The 20,471-nt window shown below is 51.1% G+C and carries 10 protein-coding genes and 1 pseudogene; 6 read left to right on the top strand and 5 right to left on the bottom strand.

The window, feature by feature from the left end:
* Positions 1-32: 32 nt before the first annotated feature.
* Complete coding sequence (locus NTV65_05445) at positions 33-794, bottom strand: transglycosylase SLT domain-containing protein (GenBank protein ID MCX6114646.1); 762 nt, start codon at positions 792-794, stop codon at positions 33-35.
* A 222-nt stretch (positions 795-1,016) separates the two neighbouring features.
* Here NTV65_05445 and mnmG point away from each other — a divergent pair, with 222 nt between their 5' ends.
* Positions 1,017-2,915 carry a tRNA uridine-5-carboxymethylaminomethyl(34) synthesis enzyme MnmG gene (gene mnmG / locus NTV65_05440; protein ID MCX6114645.1) on the top strand — a complete coding sequence of 633 codons (1,899 nt, stop codon included), beginning with the start codon at positions 1,017-1,019 and terminating at the stop codon, positions 2,913-2,915.
* Here mnmG and NTV65_05435 read toward each other — a convergent pair.
* The 3 genes from NTV65_05435 to NTV65_05425 form a co-directional block, all read right to left on the bottom strand.
* A complete protein-coding gene (locus tag NTV65_05435; GenBank protein MCX6114644.1) occupies positions 2,912-4,069 on the bottom strand; it encodes an AAA family ATPase in 1,158 nt (385 codons plus the stop codon). The two genes, mnmG and NTV65_05435, sit on opposite strands and share 4 nt — an antisense overlap.
* Before the next feature lie 53 nt (positions 4,070-4,122).
* Positions 4,123-5,400 carry an SGNH/GDSL hydrolase family protein gene (locus NTV65_05430; protein ID MCX6114643.1) on the bottom strand — a complete coding sequence of 426 codons (1,278 nt, stop codon included), beginning with the start codon at positions 5,398-5,400 and terminating at the stop codon, positions 4,123-4,125.
* Between the two features lie 1,265 nt (positions 5,401-6,665).
* Positions 6,666-7,709 carry an IS110 family transposase gene (locus NTV65_05425; protein MCX6114642.1) on the bottom strand — a complete coding sequence of 348 codons (1,044 nt, stop codon included), beginning with the start codon at positions 7,707-7,709 and terminating at the stop codon, positions 6,666-6,668.
* Positions 7,710-8,248: 539 nt separating this feature from the next.
* Between NTV65_05425 and NTV65_05420 the strand changes: the two genes are divergently transcribed.
* Positions 8,249-10,189 carry an acyltransferase family protein gene (locus NTV65_05420; protein MCX6114641.1) on the top strand — a complete coding sequence of 647 codons (1,941 nt, stop codon included), beginning with the start codon at positions 8,249-8,251 and terminating at the stop codon, positions 10,187-10,189.
* Positions 10,190-10,594: 405 nt separating this feature from the next.
* On the opposite strand, the gene NTV65_05415 is transcribed toward NTV65_05420, so the two are convergent.
* Positions 10,595-12,691: a hypothetical protein gene (locus NTV65_05415; protein MCX6114640.1), complete on the bottom strand. Its 2,097-nt coding sequence runs from the start codon at positions 12,689-12,691 to the stop codon at positions 10,595-10,597.
* Between the two features lie 1,886 nt (positions 12,692-14,577).
* On the opposite strand from NTV65_05415, the gene NTV65_05410 reads away from it, so the two are divergent.
* From NTV65_05410 to NTV65_05395, 4 genes and pseudogenes are all read left to right on the top strand, one after another.
* On the top strand, positions 14,578-16,662 hold the full coding sequence (locus tag NTV65_05410) for a DUF2298 domain-containing protein (protein MCX6114639.1): 2,085 nt from the start codon (positions 14,578-14,580) through the stop codon (positions 16,660-16,662).
* Positions 16,659-18,413 carry a hypothetical protein gene (locus tag NTV65_05405; GenBank protein ID MCX6114638.1) on the top strand — a complete coding sequence of 585 codons (1,755 nt, stop codon included), beginning with the start codon at positions 16,659-16,661 and terminating at the stop codon, positions 18,411-18,413. Before NTV65_05410 ends, NTV65_05405 begins: the two co-directional genes overlap by 4 nt.
* A gap of 41 nt (positions 18,414-18,454) precedes the next feature.
* A pseudogene (locus NTV65_05400) lies at positions 18,455-18,709 on the top strand (acyltransferase).
* Positions 18,710-19,717: 1,008 nt separating this feature from the next.
* Positions 19,718-20,374 (top strand): hypothetical protein, encoded by a 657-nt coding sequence (locus tag NTV65_05395; GenBank protein MCX6114637.1) that lies wholly within the window; start codon positions 19,718-19,720, stop codon positions 20,372-20,374.
* The last annotated feature ends 97 nt before the right edge of the window (positions 20,375-20,471 follow it).

The raw sequence follows: 20,471 nt of genomic DNA, 5'->3' as shown, positions 1-20,471 counted from the left end.
TCGGCATTCGGACAAAAGGAATGAAGAGCAGCTTATCCAACCATCAGGCGCACAGCGGAAAGCGGCGCAGCATCAGCAACCTGCACGAAGCTTTTTCGCCAATTATGGTGCTGTTTAATAATACCACGAGCATAGTTGACGCTCTGACGGGGAGGGCTAGAGCGGTAACGAATGGCTTGCGATAAGTTACCCGGCCCCCAGTTGTAGGCGATTAGAACGCGCTCACGGTCTCCCTTGAATTTTAGATCTAGATATTTAAGGTAGGCGATTCCGAGACGAACGTTAAGAGCTGGGTCATTAAGGGTATGGCTACCACCCCAGCGCAGATTCTCACGCTCTGAGACGTAGCGCCCGGTTTCCGGCATAATCTGCATTAATCCCTTGGCGCCACGGATTGAGACAACCCCGCTACGAAACATGCTCTCTGAACGGATAACGGCAGCAACAAAGAGGGGATCGATAGAGGCTCGCAGGCTCTCCTCAACGATTAGTTTAGCGAGCACGTCGTTTGAGCGGTTTAGAGGAAGGTTGGTTTTTATAATATTCGAGACGAACTCGACCTGATTTCGGAACGAGGCCGAGCCACTACCTAGCTGCGAAGCCGCACTAGGCGCGTTAACTACAGGAGCCGCCATAAAGCCGTTGGTACGGTGATACACGAGGGTTAAAACGGTTGCGTACGAGGAGAGAATAGCGGCACAAAAAAACACAGCAGTAGGCGTAGCAGCTGTGGCAGTGGCGGTGTCTGTACCGCGAAGTCTAAAATTTTTTATCGAAGCCAGTATCTTTTTCATAACTACAACAGGGAACACTTGTAAAATATTCGTCAGGGCAATCAGTTAGCCTACTAGACGGGGAAAGCGGTTCTTACCTGCATTGATGAACGATACCCCCAATTCGGTGCTATAAACAAAGGCATCGGCTAGATAAAAAATGCTAAGTAGCTGAATGGACTAGTTGAGAAAGACTGAAACTCCTCGTAGAATAAGGCAGTTGCGAGTCTTTATTAAAATCTGATGAGTAGTGATATTTTAAAACAGGTAGTGGTTATCGGGGGCGGGCATGCCGGAGTTGAGGCTGCCTATGCCTCCGCACGCCTTGGGGTTCCAACCGTTCTGGTTTCACTGCGCCGTGAAGGGATCGGACAGATGTCGTGCAACCCTGCTATCGGCGGAGTTGGTAAGGGGCACCTCGTTAAGGAGGTAGATGCGCTCGGTGGACTGATGGGGCGCGCTATCGATGCCACCGGAATTCAGTTCCGTATATTAAACGTTAGTAAGGGTGCGGCAGCGCGCGCTTCGCGAGCTCAGGCCGATAGGGATCTTTATAAGGGTTGGATACAGCGCTATCTAGCTGGGGTGCCGAACCTCACTATCATTGAGGGCGAGGCCGCGGAGCTTATCGTTTCCAATCGGCGCATCACCGGAATTAAATTGCGCGACGGCTCTCAAATTCATGCGCGCTCTGTAGTGCTTACAACCGGCACCTTCTTACGGGGGCTGATGCACACCGGTGATAGCCAGACCGAGGGCGGGCGGCTAGGCGATCAGGCATCTAATAGTATGAGTGATTCGTTGCGCTCACTTGGCTTTACTCTCGGTCGCTTAAAGACCGGAACTCCGCCGCGGCTGCGTCGTTCAAGTATAGATCTCGCGCAACTAACGGAGCAGCCTGGAGATACCCCACCGCAGCCGTTTTCATTTATGACGGACGCGATTAATCGTCCCCAGATTTCGTGCTGGATGACAGCAACAAACGAAGCCGTACACGATCTAATTCGCGCCAATAAAGAGCGCAGCCCGATGTTTAACGGGCAGATTCAGTCGAGTGGGCCCCGTTACTGTCCATCGATTGAGGATAAGGTATTTCGCTTTGCGGATAAGACGAGCCACACCGTGTTTCTTGAACCCGAGGGCTTTAGCTCTGATATCGTTTATCCCAACGGCATCTCAACCTCCCTGCCCCTCGATGTGCAGCAGGCCTTTATCCGCAAGATTAAGGGGCTTGAAAACGTTGAGTTTCTAGCGCCAGGTTACGCAGTTGAGTACGACTTCGTTGATCCGCGTGAGTTAAATCCAAGCTACGAGACAAAGGATATCGCAGGGCTTTATTTTGCCGGCCAGATAAACGGCACCAGCGGTTACGAGGAGGCGGCGGCGCAGGGGATTATTGCTGGCGCAAATGCAGCGCTTAGCATACTTGAGCGTGAGTCGCTTATTATTACCCGCGGCCAGGGTTATATCGGGGTGATGACAGATGATCTTACCGTTAGCGGCGTTGATGAGCCGTACCGCATGTTTACCTCGCGCGCTGAGTATCGGCTTATCCTGCGTGAGGATAACGCAGCGGCGCGCCTCGCTCCGCTCGCAATTGAGTACGGGCTCCTTTCGGCTGAGCAGCAGGAGCGTTTTGAGGCTAGGCGCACGGCGCATGCAAAGGCCGCAAATTGGCTTACAACGCAACGCATTAAGCCCACAGAACGGAACAACATCTGGCTGCAATCCCTTGGCACCGCAGCCTTAAAGGATAGCGTTACGATATCGCAGCTCCTTAAGCGACCGCAGCTCTCGTTAGAGCATATCCTTGCGCAGTTTCCCTATGAGCACGAGCTTGCAAGCGATCTAAGAGCCGCACTTGAGATCGAAACCAAGTTTAGTGGTTACCTAGATCGACAGGAGGGTGACGTACAGCGTCTGAAAAAGATGGAGTCAGAGCTGATTCCTAGCGACTTTCCGTACGATGCTATTAAGCAGCTACGGACCGAGGCGCGCGATAAATTAAAGAAACATAGGCCAGCCTCAATTGGGCAGGCGCTGCGCATATCTGGTATGACCCCCAGCGCAATCTCGCTCCTTGCGGTGTATCTAAAGCGCTACCGTGCTGGGGAGCTTGTATCAGATACGGCCCCTATTTAACTTAGCCCGAGTTCACCGATCCCCATTTGCCAGGGCAGTATCCTTACCTTACCAACCCTTCTTGGCTGCGTTTCTCTGCATAGACAGAAGGCCTCAAAGTCATCGTATTCATCTACAAGTGTTTCTAAGTGGCGGATGTGTTTATCTGTGACCAACTCGCTAGACTTGATCTCCACAAGCGCTGTTTTTTCACCGGGGCGTTCGATTACTAGATCGACCTCCAGTCCGCCCTGTGTTGCGAGATAGGAAAGCGCAAAGTCTTTTTTGTAGTAGTGATTAAGCCGATAGATCTCGGCGATCACGAGCTGCTCAAATAGGGGCCCGATCGCCTGGCTCGTAGATGGCTTAAGCGCAAGGGTACGGTCGAGAGCGCGCTTAATTCCCAGGTCGAATAGGTAAAATTTACTGGATTGTAGCTGCTGTTTTCTGACAGACCTGCCGTAAGGAGGAAGATTAAACCCCAACAAAGTATCCTCTAGGATTTCAAAATAACTTCGTACGGTTGCCCAATCAACCTTTAAATCTGCGGCGATTGAATTGTAGTTGAGCATGCTGCCGCTTAGTTGAGACGCAATGGACAAAAACTTTCGAAAAGGCACTACGTTTCGAATAATCTGCTCCTGTAAGATCTCCTCTTTGAGGTACGTATCGACGTAAGATTGTAGATAGGCCCTGCGAGCCGCATCCTCTGTATTGTTTATGACAAAAGGGAGCGTGCCCCAAGAGAGGGCATCTAGGAATCTAAACTCACTACCAAGCTCAGTAAAGGTGAGGGGGTAGAGATGATTTACAAAAGCTCTGCCTGCAAGAAGGTTCGCGCCACCCTTTTTTAACTTTCGTGCGCTAGATCCCGTTAGGGCGAATTTTAATTTTCGTAGCTCTATCTCAGAATGAGCGACATCAAGAAGTTTTGGGACCTTTTGAACCTCATCTATTACGATCCAATCTGGAAGCACCCGCATCTCAGAGATTCTTTGAGAGAGCCCCTGAGGTGACTCGGCATAGAACTGCTCCTCTTCTGGCAAGAGGAGGTCGATCCAGAGTGTGTTTTTTTGAGGAATGATGCTCCGCAAGAGGGTGCTTTTACCCGTTCCACGAGCCCCAAACAAGAAAAAGCTATGTGATAGCAGTATGTTAATTATTCTCTTGTCCATACTCAGATATTCTAATCGATATTCTGAGTACGTGCAAGATAATACCGAAGGGGCTACTGCAAAGGAGAACTTACGCGGTCAGCAGCGATAGCTGCCGCCACAGCCCGATGACCAGTAGCGCTAAGGTGATGGTCCTCCTCGGTATAGTACTCCGGATGGTTACGAAAGGCTTGAGAGAGATCGATAGTAGAAACCCCAAGCTCATTGAGAATATGAACGGTCCTTAAGTTTAACTCATGGGTGACCGTTGCCTGAAGTTGCGCCTGCTCATAGGAGGGGATAACTACGGCGGTGAGCGCTACACCACTAGACTTAAGGCGAGTCTGCATACTCTTTACGATCTCATGCATCAGCCGAATGGTCTCTGTTGAAACCGGGCGAGGGCTTTCGTGATCAAGAAACAGCATGGGGTGCAGGGAGGCCTCCTCTTCAGGGGGTAGGAAATGCCCGCTAAGGAGATAGCGTATCAGAAGGGGGGTATGAAGTAGGGGCATCTTTTGAGAGATCGGATTGGGGTTAGTTGCAACAAGCTCGCCCGACTCTAGATATAGGAGGTTGTTTTTTATTAGATCGTTATAATCGTTACTGGGAAAGAGGGACCAGATAACCTCATCAGGCTGGAGCGTGGCCTCAATTTTAGAATAGAGCCTAAGCTCCTGATCGGGGCCGTAGCCCTGAACGCCGAGATTTAGCACCTCATAGTTTGGCAAGAGCTGCTCTAGTTTTTTGGGGAATGTGTCTGAGGGGGTAACTATCAGCCCCATCGGAAATGAATCGCCTAGAACGACTAGCCGTTTTTTATCAGGTGATTTTGCCGGAAACTCATGATCCCTAAACCCCTGAGTATTAATCGAGCGCGCAGGTTCTGGCAGAAATCTATAGAGCAGATCCTCATCGAGCACAAAGGGCAGGGCATAATCGAGCCCCTTAGCCTTAAGGGAATAACGAGGAGAGAGTCCCCACAGGCGCACGGTGACCTCTGCAAAAACGATGCACAACGCCACTATAAATAGCCAGTAGAGTAGAGACGCCAGAGGAACAAGCCGCCTTGAAAATAAGGTATGAGTCAGTAATGCTACCGCCATGATGCAAGCAGTTCCAGGCCATCCCGGGTGGTGAATGATCGGAAAGATCGGATAGCGAATTGAGATCGCACACACTGCAGCACCAAGTAACAGAACAAATGGCCACCGATCGCATTTGAGCAAAACCAAGATTGCGTAAGCCGGAGCACCCAATAAGGTGACCGGCCCAAACCCCACTAACGCAATTATGGGGAAGATATGCAGAGCAAAAGCGAGCGCACCCTGCATCGATTCAATTGGTGCCAAATGAAATTCATCCTGAGACGGAGCTGAAGGCCCGTACTGCCAATGATAGAGAGCTAAAACTAGTGCAAAAATCGCCGAGACACAAAGCAAAGAAATAATTGCCGATACTTCAGCTCTGCGCAGATGATTCAAGAATTTCATAGGGTCTTAACATAGATATTCTTAGCTTTGCTATTACAACTCTCTCACCTCCCCATCCCGTAATCAATCTTCTTAATCATTGGTACGGGGTTACGGCCATTAAGTTAAGGAGCGTGGGCAGTACAGACGCAGTATGGATAGGCTTAATTTCGGGGCATCTAAACACCTCTTGTATCAGCTTGAGTCATTAACTTAATGGCCGTGGGCACGGGGTTACTTTTGGTCCACCTAAATGGGATGGGGGTGGGGGGACGGATACCATTAGCTCAAGGTAACAAGATGACGCTGAGTATGAGTAGGTGGGGCAACTGCTGGGATAACGCGGTAGCGGAGAGCTTTTTAAACAGCTTAAAGCGAGAGCTGATCAGTGGTGTAAATAATTGTTACGGGGTTACTCCTGCTCCATCAACCGCGCAAAATACGTATCATCGCGTTTATTCAAGATGCGCCCACAATTTCAGATATTATGAGGGCAGAGGGTCTCCCAAACTTCGGAGTACCGCCAGCTATCCCAAAGTTTATAGATACCTCGCAGGATACCTAGGAGCTTTCCTCTTGTGACTCTTTTGAGCCGTCACCTGATGACTTCTAAGCGCCGCTTCATTTCATTTGATGACCGGGTAGGGGACGTGTAGCTGTTATGCTATTTTTTGCTACTTAGCCTGTCCCCTCGTGCTCTTCTGCTAGGTCAAAAACGGTAATCTGGGGACGATAAACAACTTTTCTACAACTTTCGGCCATACCAAGGGTCCTGTAAGGGTCCTGTTGCAATGTCGAGACCGCAGATCAGCTACTTGCGGAAAGTGAATTGATCTTCCTGCTATGAGACTTGTCAACGTCACGACAAAAAAATCCCGTCCGATCCAAAGAATCGAAGTATTCACTAAAACCGTTGGCGTAGAGTTGCCTTTAAAAACCTAAGGAGACCTTTCGCGTAACAACCTGCTATTCGTGGTCACTGTCAAAGCAGCGCTCACATGTTGCTGTTTCGTAAAATACAAAAGGGGTGCGCCTCAAACTATTAATCGTGCATACTTTCGCAGACACAGGAAGTTCGACGGGGTCACACCGAAAATCAAAGTTACGTTACTCTTGGCTCCCTTCCACTACCACAACTCTACCTCTTACGCTGCTGTTCTATAGTCTAACGTATAATGCTCATGCTTCCTCAATGCAGCTCTGATGCGCCCGGCAAGCTTACGAGCGACCGCCACGATCGCCTTCCTCTTGCCGATTCGCTCTGAGAGCTTGATGTAATACTCTTTAATAACGGGGTCTTTTCTTACCGCTTTCCACGAGGCTTCAACTAACATATGCCGTAGTCGGGTGTTACCTTGGCGAGAGATGTGCCCGCGACAGATATGCCCACCACTTGAGTACTCACTCGGTGTTAATCCAGTAAAGCTGAACAACGCTCGCTCGTTTCGGAACTGACTCATATCACCAAGCTCTGCAGAGAGGATACGCGATATAAGCGGGCCGACTCCTGGGACACTCCGGTAAACCGCGTCTAGCGGATCATCCTTTGCCTGCTCTACGAGCAGTCGATCGATCTCCTTGATTCTCTTTGCGAGCTCAACCCATTCGTCACGCAGCATCCCTATCGTACGCTGCAACTCTCCCTCAAGCCCGACCAACATATCCACAACATCTTGGAGCTTTATTCGTCGCTGAATACTCTCAGGGAACAGCCCGAAATAATGCAACCGCATCCGTATCTGAACCATCACTCGACGCTTCTTGCTCATGAGCTGCTCACGAGTACGGGTCAGTAGTCGTCGCTGTTCCTCTTCTTCGGTCGGCACCCTCACGCCCCGCAACCTCCCAGCGGCCAGCTGCTGCGCTATCTTCAACGAATCCCGCTTGTCCGTCTTAACGGTGTCACGCGAGGACACCTCTATCGACGCAGGGTGTACCACTATGCAGTCAATCCCTGCCGCCACGAGCTTTCGGTACAGCCAAAAACCACTGTACCCTGCCTCGTATGCCGCGCGAACGCTGGCGCCACCAAACTCCTTCGATACCAGCGAGATAACCGCCTCAGCCGTCCCAGGCATGCGACACCGCTTGACGACAACCCCATCACAGATACAACTCGCAACGAAAAACTCACGATGAACATCCAAACCCATATACACCTGCTTACCTTCGTAACTGGGTGTTCCCATATCCCTCTCCTTTCAAAGTAATTAGTCATTTCAATTACTTCGATTACTTTCGGACGGAGAGGGATTCTTTTAGGGGTCTACATAGCAACTATCCTTCAAGCCACATGGCTTCAAAGCCCCAGCTCAACACGGAGCGGCTTAAGAAGCACTACGAGCGAGCGCCCACGCGCAAGACCGAGTTTCCCCTGCATAAGCGCGGTGTGATTCGCTCGGCAGCTGTTTCCCAATTGGCACAAGCCAACCAAGTGAGACGGGCATTCATGGAGCCAGGCACAGCCTTCAGGAAAGGGCATGCTAGTCCTAGAACGGCACCTTGCGATCAGAGCGTCTCAAGCAAGAGCTATGTATCCCGATGCTCACTGTCCAACATAAACTCCACGCTTACCGACGAGAGGAAAACGAAGAAAGCCTCTATCACTCTCTCGCGATCTCAACTACTCGGATTGCCTACAAGACAGCCATGGATGGATATGCTAGAAAAAAACTATCAGAAGACACCAATAAGTGTTGGCGCTTACTGAGATGGTGGATCTGGGGATATGAAGTATCGCGCTGAGATCGATGGCTTGCGAGCCATCGCTGTTGTCACTGTTATTCTCTTCCATGCTGGATTTCCTGCATTTGGGGGCGGTTTTGTTGGCGTCGATGTATTCTTCGTTATAAGCGGCTACCTCATTACCTCCATAATCATTGCGGACAAAGAGGCGAACCACTTATCAATAGCGCGCTTTTATGAACGACGGGCGCGGCGGATTCTGCCGGCTTTGTTTCTTGTGTTGTTGGCATGTCTTATACCGGCTTGGCTTTGGCTGCCCCCGAGAGACATGGTCTCGTTTTGCAAAAGCCTGCTTACTCTTTCTCTCTTCAGCTCGAATTTCCTGTTTTGGTCCGAAGCAGGTTATTTCGATATATCCGCGGAGCTTAAGCCTCTTCTTCACACATGGAGCCTCGCTGTTGAAGAGCAGTTTTATCTCTTTTTCCCAATCCTAATTGCCCTTGTATGGCCGTTTGGTCGTAGGTGGGTGGTGGCAGTGGTCGTTGTATTGGGTTTCGCAAGTTATGGGGCCGCTCACATCGGAGTAGTTTACTATCCGCATGGCGCGTTCTTTCTTCTGTCAACGAGGGGTTGGGAGCTCCTTCTCGGAGCAGCGGTCGCATTGTATCGTTCAGTTAGTCCCGTGCGCCTACCGGATAACCCCTGGATCCGCTCTCTCTATGATATTGCCAGCGTAGCCGGTCTAGCTCTCATTACCTACAGCATTTACTCCTTTAGCAAACAGACTCCGTTCCCCAGTGTCTACACATTAGCTCCAACGCTTGGAACCTGCCTTCTCATTCTTTTCTGTGTGCGCGGTACCTTCGTCGCCTCTCTTCTCTCCCTGCGGTTGTTGGTAGGACTCGGCCTTATCAGCTACAGCGCTTACTTGTGGCATTATCCGCTCTTCGCGTTCGCCCGACACATTAGTGTTTCCGCCCCAGGGCAGTGGGCCTTTTCCCTCCTTTCGCTCGTGACTTTCGGTCTCGCATATCTTAGTTGGCGATTTGTTGAGCGTCCGTTTAGAGACCCCCACCGAGTAAGCCGAATCGGAATCCTCGTCTTTTCTATCGGAGGTATATTTGGCGTGGGCTCCTTTGGCTGCTATGGCGTTGTAAGCAATGGATTCGATGCGTTGCGGGTTAATACTGAACAGCGTGAGGTCCTGGGCCAAATTAGACGAAGTCCTCGCTGGCTCGAATGTCTGTATGAAGAGAGGGACTCTCGACCCAAGACACATTGCGTCCATAACGATGGAGTCCCCTCCTGGGCGATTCTCGGAGATAGTCATGCCAGCGAGCTCGCGATGATGCTAGGGCTTGCTCTCAAGGAACGCGGCGAAGCTTTGAAACAGTTTTCCTCCAAGGAGGCGCCCTTGTTTAATCATTCATGCAAGGGAGCAGAAACCTGCAGGACTTGGACGGAGCACGCCATAGATCAGATCGTAGACGACCTTAACATCCGTAATGTCGTAGTGATTTATCGAATTAATCGATATCTCTCTCAAGATCACCTTCCTTACTATCCCTATCTCCCGACCGCGGGCTCGACAGAGGGTCGAGCTTACATCTGGAACAACTATGTTGAAGTTCTCAATCGTTTAAATAGCAGCGGCAAGAGAGTGATATTGGTGCTACAACCCCCCGAAGTGCGCAAGAGTTTGCCCGACCTCGTTTTCCAGAACCGCCTTTCGCCGCGCAATATTGCCGGTGTTTCGAGGGAGTGGTGGGCTCTTCGCTCGGCATACGTCACGGAGAGGCTTAAAGACATCCCTCCGTCAGTTCGCGTTGTAGATCCTTCCGATATCTTCTGCGATGAAATAAATTGCGCCGCTGTTAAAGATGGCGCCCCTTGGTATTTCGATGCCAATCATCTGTCACTTGAGGGTGCCAGTAAGATCGTACCGCGTCTTTTAGAGTTGGGGGAATCTGCAGGCTCTCAATAAAATAGAAGCAATAGGTAGTTGCCTCTATGGAAGCAGTGGAGATGTCAGGGCATATTCATCCTCTATCATTGAGAGGACGACTGATTTTTATGATTTAGCGAAACTAGGGAGCGTTTTGTGGGGTGGATTTCGCTAAGCACTTTGGCGAACACCGATTGCCGTCTTAAGTGGCAACCCTGTGCTCCAATCCGGGCATTAGCTTAAAGTCTGGCCCAGGTTGGTGATAGCCGAGGACAGGCAGAGATGGCTGTCGAGGCGATTCCCGGATAGAAAATCCATGTGGTAGATACAATTCTATTTAAAAGTTCCTGAGCAACCCTAATTCACTATCAGCAGAAACACGCATGAAGCACCCACCCAGATGTCCTCGGATTACAATCACCCATGTCCTATCGACATCACGAATTACTCTCGGTTTTCCAAAAGCCAAAGATTATTCGACTTGTCGCTCAGTTCATCGATCAAGCGCGCCCGAGGGTCATGCATAAGTCGCTCGCATAAATCCTCATTATTCCTTCCCCCCACTTTCCCGCAGTTTACGGCCACAGTAGCTCCCTTCGGCACTTCTGAAATCATCTGATCAAGCGATGTTTCTCTGGAAATCGGAAGGTGAAAAACTCGCTCCCGTCCCAGCTTCATTTGCAGTGCTTCTGTGATGCTGGTTGAGCAATAGCTCTTTTTTTCGCCAGCTATGTATATTTGGATATCACGAGTTGCAACGTCATCCCGTAACAAAGCTCGTATGGGATTGTACTCGCAGGCTCTTTGCATTCCGAAATCGTACACCCTGAGGGCATTAATACTTGCTAGAGATGCTCGTGCCGAAAGGGAAGTGAACACCATACCGGTTGCCATAGCTATATATGTGGCACTCACTCGGGGAAAGAGAAGTCTCAACAGTGTATAAACCCCGATCCCTCCTAAGCCACAAAAAAGCAGGAGCACGCTACACCCCCTGCGCCACTCGTTCGGTGACGTAACTATAAAGAACGGTAGGACGAAAACGATTCCAAAACCACAAAACATCACAAGGCACAATCCGCGAGCCGCGATCGATGAGCGCATAGTCAGCATAGCCGACAATCCAGCGGCCAGACACATCCACATTAAAATACCGCCCGGAAACCAAGTGTAGTCTTTGAATATGTTCTTGGTGTGGAACACGGCAACACCGAGAGCCTCCGGTAGTGAGCGCCTCCACACTGACGTACGAACTTCGACTTTACCTGGAGCTGTCTCCGAACGCACATTCGCAGCACCATAAACAAACGGCAAATCGGGGCTCAAACCAGCAACATGGGGTGGTATGTATGATGGTCGTTCCGGCAGTATCCTTTCAAAATTGGGAATAGTGCTGGCAAAAAAATCATGCTGAAATTTCTGGATATTGAATTTGTAAACTAGCGCCAAATACAAGCACGGCGCCAAGAAGACAGCGAGCAACACGAATGTTCGGCTAAACGATGAGTAAGCGTACTTAAAAAGAGAGAGGACAAGACAAAGAGCGATAACCGCGGATAGAGCAATTGCTGGAAGGCGAGACGCCGCATATCCGAACAGCAATCCAATACCGAAGAGACCGAGAAATAAGCCAGCAAGAATAAGCCGTCGAGTGGACCACCGAGCTACGAGAGCCGGCGCAATCCAAAAGAGCAAATACGTACCGACAGATACTGCTAACAGAGCAGTAATCACATTGGAGCCTGAGAACACAATCATTAAAAAATGCTTGAACGTAATAGTACAAAATGCAGCCGCAAAAGCAGCCTGCCGGCTAACTAATGTGGATAACGCGAGGCTGAACAAAGTCACCGACAACGCTCCATAGTACATGCAAATAAGCACGTCGGAGAAATACCGCACACCTGCATAGGTTAAAAACATTCGGGGAATATCGAACAGAGGATTGCCGACGACATTCGGTACATCCGAGTATTTTACAGTGAAGCTTAAAGGCCCCATTTGATCAAAAGCAGCCGGTCTTCCTGACAAAAATACGACTTCCGAAAAGGCAAGCAATAAGACATTCAACACTAACAAAAATAGCAGAACGGCGTCGTTAACGTTGCAGGTCCTATCCTGAATAAGCAGATTTTTGTGCCTTTTGGCCGACAAGAAAATAGGCAATCCCACCAGTGATATAACTAGCAGCATGATTACAAAACGGATATCCGAACCCTGCCTTAGCTGAAGCGGCACACGCTCAGGAGAACCTCTAAAGTGCCACGCAAGGCACAGGAGGATTGCGCAAATCGCAGCGGACGCCAGTTGTTGTATAGAACTAATTGACTCGTTGTTATTCCTAAGAGCGCGCACAGACAGCCCTGATAGAAAGAACACACAAAACGACGGAATGAGCCAACCCGGATAGCCAAAAACAAATTCCCCTAGAGTTGTTCGCCAGGGCCATGCTTGTATGGCAAGGATGTGGTGCAGAACGGTTATCAGCAATAACCCTACGAGTGCTAGGGTAGGAACATAAGGTCGTTCAAGTTGCTTCATTTTCTCCTCTTAAAATCAGCAAAAACGACTGACTATTTAAACCTGTTTACGAAAATATGAATTGGGAGCAAGCAGGCCCTAGACTATCAATAATCCGCGTAAGCCTACCGCAGGTCTGTTGCTTGTTCCCAATCGCCCCTTGAAGGAGGTCGGCAAATCAACAACCTGCTGCGAAGCTAGACCTCAGACACCTTTTAAATTTCGAAACACGAAAACCCCGCGCGCACACCCGGACTTCAGCAGGCTCATCTGATTTGCAAATATAGGTTGAATTTTTAACTTCCAAAATTCAGTCGCCCTACAAATCCATATATTTTATCCCAACGGGTTGGTTTTGCCGGCCGCCTAAAGAAATAACGCTCTGCAGGCTAATGACTCCTTAAGTTTTAGAACTCTTCTCTCAACTGTAGAGGGCACTTACAGTCCTGTTTCCGCGTTTCATCACAAACAACTAAAGCAGAAAAGGCCACTTTGCTCAATCGAATCCTGCTCTTATAAATAGAATCATGGATTACTTTCACCTTTAATGGGCAAAAGACTGTGTTGTCTCGCACCACCAACTCTCCTCCCAGTTGCTGTCTGTCAGAGAGGCTTGAGCAGGAGTGCCCATCCGCTCCCTGGCATGCTGCCCACAGGGCAGCAGTTGCTGGCGAGGCACTAAACAACCACCCCCCGCCTTCATGAACTCCTCGCTGACGGCTACTGGAAAGACGGTGTCTTCGCCAGGTCCTCACAAGTGGCCCTCAAAGCAATCGAGGAAGCCTTCGCTGAACGGGCACTCCCTCAAACACACAAGCGAGGGCTGATCTCTGACGATGACGTGGCGCAGATACTGTCACAAGACCACACTGGCTTCGGCGTCTGGATAAGGCCCCCTTTCACGACAAAGAGATTGAGCAGTTTGTCGCACGTGACATCGAGCGCGCTCCCCCTTCACTTGAGAAGCTCTCAATACGAGACGACATCGCAAACTATACCACCAAGGACGGCGCGGCTGAAGAGTTTGACGCGCTGGAGTTTATTGCTCAACTCTCGTGTCATATACCAAAGCCCTACGAGAGCATCACAAGATACTACGGCTGGTACTCGTGTAGGCGCCGAGGTGATCGCGTCAGGCTCTTTCCTTCCCCAGCTGAAGAACCAAAGAGCGACTATCGGCGAGAGTTCCGTAAAAGTAGTTGAGCCGCGTGCAGAGAGCGCAACTATGGGATTGACCGCCTAGAGTGCCCACCTTCGGCCTGACTTCGGCGAGCTCAGTCGAGTCGAGCTCGGGTCGAAGGCAAGTGCAAGGCGCAAATTGGCATCATCGCCTTCATTCAAGACGCGCACTCTATCAAGGACATCATAACGTCACAGGAGATCGCTGATTTCAGAGCACCGCCTCCAATTTCCAAATTCATCGATACCTCACACGCAATCGATGAACGCCCATCGTACGAGTCGTTTGAGCCTCCTGTGGAGAGCGACGTTGAACCATCTCCTGATGAGTTCTAAACTCCGATTCCTCGGTGACGGGATGAGGAGCCATTATGTAAACAGCTTTTTTCGCTACGTAGCCCACCTGCCTTGGCTCGCCCCAGCGCTTGGAGGTGCGGCGCAGGAGCAACCGACTGCACATTTTGCCCTAATCCAATCGCTCTCGCGAGCTCGTGACTTACCTGCCTACTGCAGATCAGCTACTTGCGAAAAGCGATCGATCTTCCTAGCGATACATTCCCGTACCTAATACCCACTCAGGAAGCGCTGCTACGCCCCCAAGTACGCCGCTTTCACCCCGATACCCCGCGACTCCCCGCAACCTTTAGGTATAGAAGAAACTCGATCTGGGTGATAGAGATGCTATGATGGAGTCGTCGCCTATTTCCCCTGTCATGCAAATTACTTATGTGGTTCTCTGGTCAGGCCTATTCCTGCCGGCTGCTCTTCTGTTTCATGCGATGCTCCTTAGGGCGAAAGAGATCCCTGATGATGTTTCATGGGCACTTGCGAAAGTGTTCGGGTTGTTTGGCTTCGCTTGGATTATCGCAGCCCCAGCCTCCGCCGGCTTGTGCGAATTGCATACCGAATGGATCCGAGCGGTGTTTGTAGGTGCTGCCCTGTTGGGAGCATTTCTATTAGGCAAGCAATTTCGTTTTCAGCGACGGTCCCTTCGAGCCCACGGGCGAGCCATACTCGTTCCTGAGATCCTCTTCCTGAGTGTTTTCATCGTCTTCACCTTTATTTGGTCCCTCCACTGCTCCCTCGGAGGAGGAGAAAAGGCGATGAACTTTACCTTCCTGAATTTTTTTATCCGCAACAATCAGCTCCCGCCCCAAGACCCCTGGGCGGCGGGGGTTCAAATGCAATACTACTACTTTGGAAGCTTTGCTCATGCCTTGTGGCACCGCCTTGGCGGCATTCCCTCCGCGGTGGGTTACGGCCTTGCGGTCGCCACGAACGCGGCCACCCTGGCCTCGGCATGTTATGCAATGCTGCGTCTAGGTGGGCTGCGTGAATCCCGGGCATTTCAGGGCGCGCTTGTATGCGTGCTTGCGGGAAATGCACAGACGCTTTGGCTTGTCCTCGCTGAGCGCATTCCGATTAATTCCGATCTTTTTTGGAAAGGCAGCCGCGTTTTTGCCCACGGGCATTTCAGTGAGTTCCCCCTGTGGACGTACCTATTCGCTGACCTGCATGCCCACAATATCGGGCTCGCCCTTGGTATAACATGCGCTTTCTTCCTGCTGGCCCTGATGCGCTCCGAGTCTCGCTCGTCCTCGTGGATACTTGCGGCGTTCCTTGGCTTTTCAGCCGGGCTCACTCCTGTCTCCAACACTTGGGATGTCTTTATGATCATCGCCATCTTCGTGGCTGTGATTCTAACGGAACCCCGTCGTGCGCTTGCACTCTGGCCTCAGCTTGCGCTTGCCGGAGCGGCAGCTCTCTGCACATGTGCCCCATTCTTTGCTTCCATCGTTGGTCCCAAGCCCCTGGCAGTGGGGATTTTGCGAAGCGAGTGGGTGTCGGTCAATCAGGTTCTTTTGTTTTTTGGGTTTCCGATCATGATAGTGCTGTGTGGCGCACTGGCTCGCCTTGAGGACGGAATCTCAACGAGGCGACGGTATTGGGCGGCGTCGATTTTCTTTCTCATGATGGGCCTGGCATACTTCGCCCACCGTCAGATTGGCAACCCGTTCTCGGTGCTTGAGCTTGCTGCTCAGGTCATTCCCGCACTTCTTGTTGCGATAGTCGTGACAAACTGGTCGGTGACACCTGTCGCTCGACAAATTCTTCTGGCGAGCGCCCTGCTTATCTTCGCCATTGAGTTTGTTGTCATTTTTGACCGCACAATTACTCTCTTTAAAACCTTCTTTCAGCTCTCTGTGCTGCTGTGGCTTGCTGCGCTCATGTGGCTTGCTAACCAAGGCTCTCGTTTCACTCGGCTGATGCGGGTCGCTCAGGTTGGCATCGTATGCGTCTCTCTCGCATCCGGGGCTGTTCTCATAAAATCAATACTTCCCGACTTCACAAAGCGACTGCGGGCGGCTAACCTAGACAGCATAGCGCCACTGCTTAGCTCCGAGAGGGATATGGGAAAACTGCTGCAATGGATGTCCGCAAACATTCAGGGATTTCCTCGCATCTTAGACGCCTGGGGAGCCGGCGGGCTAGGGAGAGTCACGATGAACCTGGGCTTTCCAGATTTTGCCCACTGGGAGGCCCACACCGTAAAGCGTGGGGTGCCTCACCAAGAGATTTTGAGGCGCAAGGAGCTGATAAACGAATTTTACAGAACGGACGACGCTATGCGCGCCCATGAAATTCTTGTTGTAAATGGAATTAATTTCTTTGTTGTTTCAGAGACGGAGAGGCGCACGTACCCTGAAGTCAGCGCGTCTACACCTTTTCAAAAATTTGAGGTGAATCCACAGCTATTCGCCCTAATTCATCGGGAGGGAGGGGCTGCCTTGTATGCCCCTCAGAGCCCATGAGGTACACGCCACTTGCACTCGCTATTTCCATATTCGCCCTCGACGTCATTCAGGTAGTCTCCTCGCTCACCCCACGATGGACAGTTAAGCCTTCTCTTGCCTTCTTCTTGTGGGGACTCAGCCTGATGATTGTCACCGGCTCGGTCATGTGGTCCTTGATTGAGCCATTGCGAAGACGTTCGTATTGGACTCCCATACATCTGTTCACCTGTTTGTCAGTCTTAGCGATCATCGGCTTTGCTTTGGCCACACCGCTCTCTGAGTTTGGCAGACCAAGCACCATGAATCCGGAAGCGGCCCGACAAGCCGCATGCGCGAGCGGCAAGTGGCTCAAGGAGGGTGGCCTCGGTGAAATTGCTTATTCCTGGTGCTTCCTGGGCTATAACACTCGGCAATACATACCCCAGGCGTTCCTATGGCGTTTTTTTGGCCCGAGCACCTTCAATCTTAATGTCGTGTACGTCTTTTGTTTGGCCCTGGGATTCGGTGCGTACGCGGTAGGCCTGGGAAAGGCAGTGGCGCGAGGATATGGAGGATATGTCCTTCTTTGCACTGCGCTGCTCATGCCGCTACAATCCACTTTCTACTTCTTCTTAACCTCAGTGTATGAGCAATCTATCTTCCCCCTTTGCCTAACGCTCTTGACGCTCGGAATCCTTCTCCAAGCCTCATTCGCCTTCACCGCCTGGAACGTTGGGCTTGCGCTTCTCTCGATTCAGTACCTCCTTTTCTCTTATACGCCCGCATTATCGGTGTATTTTTTCGCTGCAGGAATGCTTGCCCTACTCGCACTTAACTGTCTGCCTACAAGGCGATCGGGGATAGTCGCATTCGTGGCGGTTAGCGCCTGGTCTCTGGTGCACTTCGCGCTAAGCCTTGCGCATCGGTTTGACATTAAGCTGGCGAAAGTGGTTTCAAGCTCACCACTGCCTGATGCCCCATCAACCATCGCTCCCCTTCTGCGGGCCATCTTCTACCTGCCGTGGGGCGCCAAAGCGGTCCATGCCAGCGCATATTCAATGGCGTGTGTCCTGATTGCGCTCTTTCTGCTGCTGCGGCTGAAAAACAGCAAGATCGTCATCATGGCAGTGTGCGCCTTCGCATGGAGCATCGCTCATGTGCTATTGGCCGCCTATGCCAAGGGATATGCAGCTCCCCCCATCCCCTTTTCTCTACATCGGGCCGTACCCGTTTTCCCCGTACTCGGGTTGCTCATCTTCTTCGGTTTCGGGACGCTGCGGAACAAGGGGCCCAGGTATATCTTTCCCGCAATCTGCTCATTATTGCTCCTGCTACACCTCTCTCTTGCAACGTCGCAGGCGAAGAGCTTTGCGCCGGACCTCGCAGTTCGGCAGCGAGCCACCTTTCCTCATGCCGAAGTATTGGACCATATTTACTCCCAGTTGGCTGATAAAAATATAAAACACGTCATAATTGGTGGCTTTTTCAATGTCGATCGAGCCCGGAAGACATTCCCTGATTTCGCGTCGTACTATTTCCCGGAAGCCAAGTGGACCCGCGCTGATCTGCCCACTGTTCCGCCATGGTTCAAGCCAACGGATCCGTTTCTCGGGTTGTTTGTGGGGGGCGCTTCAGAGGTCGAGCCTATCATTTCTGGGGCACAGCCTCTGTCGGAGGGAATCGAGATAGTGCAGGTGATTCGAGTGCCGCAGGTAACAAACTCCAATCAGCCGCTCACAGCGTTCTCATTTACTCGACTGCCCACCCCAGAGGAGCTCACATCTCAATAGAGAGAGGCTCAGGGCATATGGTAGGTTGTGTTTAGGGTGCCATGTCACACGAATCGGTTTCGAGCTATAGGAGGGACATCGACGGCCTTCGGGCTGTCTCGGTGCTTATCGTCGTCGCCTTTCATGCTTTTCCCGAGTGGTGTCCGGGTGGCTTCATTGGGGTCGATGTTTTCTTCGTTATCTCGGGGTTCTTAATTACACGTATCATCCTCGATGACTTCGACTCGCAGCGCTTTTCCATCCTGCGATTCTATCACCGCCGTATTCGCCGAATTTTTCCAGCGCTGTTAGCCGTGTTGATTGTTGATTGTTGATTGCGGTCCTCGTTGCTGGATGGCTTCTCCTTGGGCCGGAGGAATATCGGCTACTCGGCTGGCACATCTTTTCGTCCGGCCTGTTTTTTCAGAATATTACTCTCTAGGATCATTGGTACGGGGTCACTCCTGCTCTATCAACCGCGCAAAACATCGCGCAAACTCGTTTCCACCATAATTCATAATTTCAGACATGAAGGCCGCCGATCTATCGCCCCAGTTTTGCTATTTACCAAGCTCTTGGTCGTGGGTTTTACAGCGGATGCAGCTCTTAAGGTATAGGACAGCTATAGCTCAGATCTTATTACCGGCTCCTAGCAACATTAGGAGGAGTTTAAAGGATAGTTGGCACCCAGAGGAAACAAGAGCGCACTAGCTAGGGAGCTAGGCGTATCTCGTGGCATGCTGCACTACCGGCACAAGCAGCCTGACAAAGATGAAGCGCTCAGGCGTAGCATTAAAGCGGTGATGCTGAAGCATCCTGGTTACGGGCATAAACGTCTAGCAGACGACCTTCAGACTTGGCAACGGTTATGGAACGCTTTACTCGAAAAGTTCTCGGTGTTTAGGTCAATGACGGAGCACTCGATAGAGCTAGTTGAGAGAGCGCTAAAAATAGCGCTGCTCGGGGCAGATCAAGCATCAGCCTGGTTTCATGCTTGCGCGCAGAAAAATCGGTCACCCTGTGGAAAAGTGCAAAAGTCCTACCTATATAGCGACTCACAAAAATGTTGCCCCAATTCCCCGTGTATGGTTTGCTCCTTAAACCCAGAAAAATGACAACCACACCTCGTTAAACCCAGAAAAATGACAAAAGAGACAAAAACCGGAGCCTTATCACCCAAAAAAATGCCCTCGGCGTTGCCGGAGGCATTTGTGTCCACTTCAGAAATTGCGTCCCTGGTTGCCCGGGAATTTAAGCGGGGGAACATCAGAAAATTGGCTTCCCGGGTCTACTCTACAAATCTGAGTGATGCACCGGAGACGATTGTGCGTCGAAATCTCTGGGTTTTGGTAGCGGCACTATTTCCAGGGGCCTTAATTGCGGATCGGACAGCGATTGAGAATAGACCAGCCGCCGACGGCTCAGTGTTTCTGATTTCGGGGAAAAAAAATCCACTCACACTTCCGGGAATCGTGCTCCGCCCCCGGCGCGGAGCAACAGCACTAGCGACTGATCGCGATTTTGTTGGTGGACTAAAGCTCTCCTCTTCTGCCCGAGCCTGCCTCGAGAACTTTCGAGAGTCACGTTCCCGCGACGGGGCGACACCGAGAACCCTTGGACGTCAGGAGATGGAAGATTTTCTAGAGGATCTTTTGTCCCGTCATGGCCCGACTGAGCTTAATCGACTTCGGGATGAAGCACGCGGCATCGCCGGCGTACTGGAGCTTACCAAGCAATTCAAAGAGCTCGACAAATTGGTAGGAACGCTTCTGTCCTCGCGTACAAGTGAACTTACCTCGCCACGTTCCCAGGCTCGAGTTCTCGGCCGACCCTATGATGCCCAACGACTCGAATTATTTGAAGTACTTCGCCACGAACTCGATCATCTGCCACCAAAAATTCGTAGAGAACGCGTGGCTAAAAATGGGTCTATACTTCTGTCAAGGTCCCCTTTCTTTGAACACATAGTCTTAAATCAGTAGCATCGGCTGTTCCTCAGCCCCGCAGGGGCTGGAGGGGGGTGCTCGAGGGGGGAGACTCATAACTTGTTGATAAGTTGTGAGCTTCATTCGAGCACGT

It is taken from the genome of Pseudomonadota bacterium (assembly GCA_026390555.1).
Classification (GTDB): Bacteria; Bdellovibrionota_C; UBA2361; order UBA2361; family OMII01; genus OMII01.
Note: the sequence above shows the minus strand (reverse complement) of the source record. Positions and strands in the feature narration are given on the sequence as shown.

Excerpts from the sequence above, each read along its gene's own strand:
- NTV65_05445 (MCX6114646.1), bottom strand. The coding sequence starts at position 794 with ATGAAAAAGATACTGGCTTCGATAAAAAATTTTAGACTTCGCGGTACA.
- mnmG (MCX6114645.1), top strand. The coding sequence starts at position 1,017 with ATGAGTAGTGATATTTTAAAACAGGTAGTGGTTATCGGGGGCGGGCAT.
- NTV65_05435 (MCX6114644.1), bottom strand. The coding sequence starts at position 4,069 with ATGGACAAGAGAATAATTAACATACTGCTATCACATAGCTTTTTCTTG.
- NTV65_05425 (MCX6114642.1), bottom strand. The coding sequence starts at position 7,709 with ATGGGAACACCCAGTTACGAAGGTAAGCAGGTGTATATGGGTTTGGAT.
- NTV65_05420 (MCX6114641.1), top strand. The coding sequence starts at position 8,249 with ATGAAGTATCGCGCTGAGATCGATGGCTTGCGAGCCATCGCTGTTGTC.
- NTV65_05415 (MCX6114640.1), bottom strand. The coding sequence starts at position 12,691 with ATGAAGCAACTTGAACGACCTTATGTTCCTACCCTAGCACTCGTAGGG.
- NTV65_05405 (MCX6114638.1), top strand. The coding sequence starts at position 16,659 with ATGAGGTACACGCCACTTGCACTCGCTATTTCCATATTCGCCCTCGAC.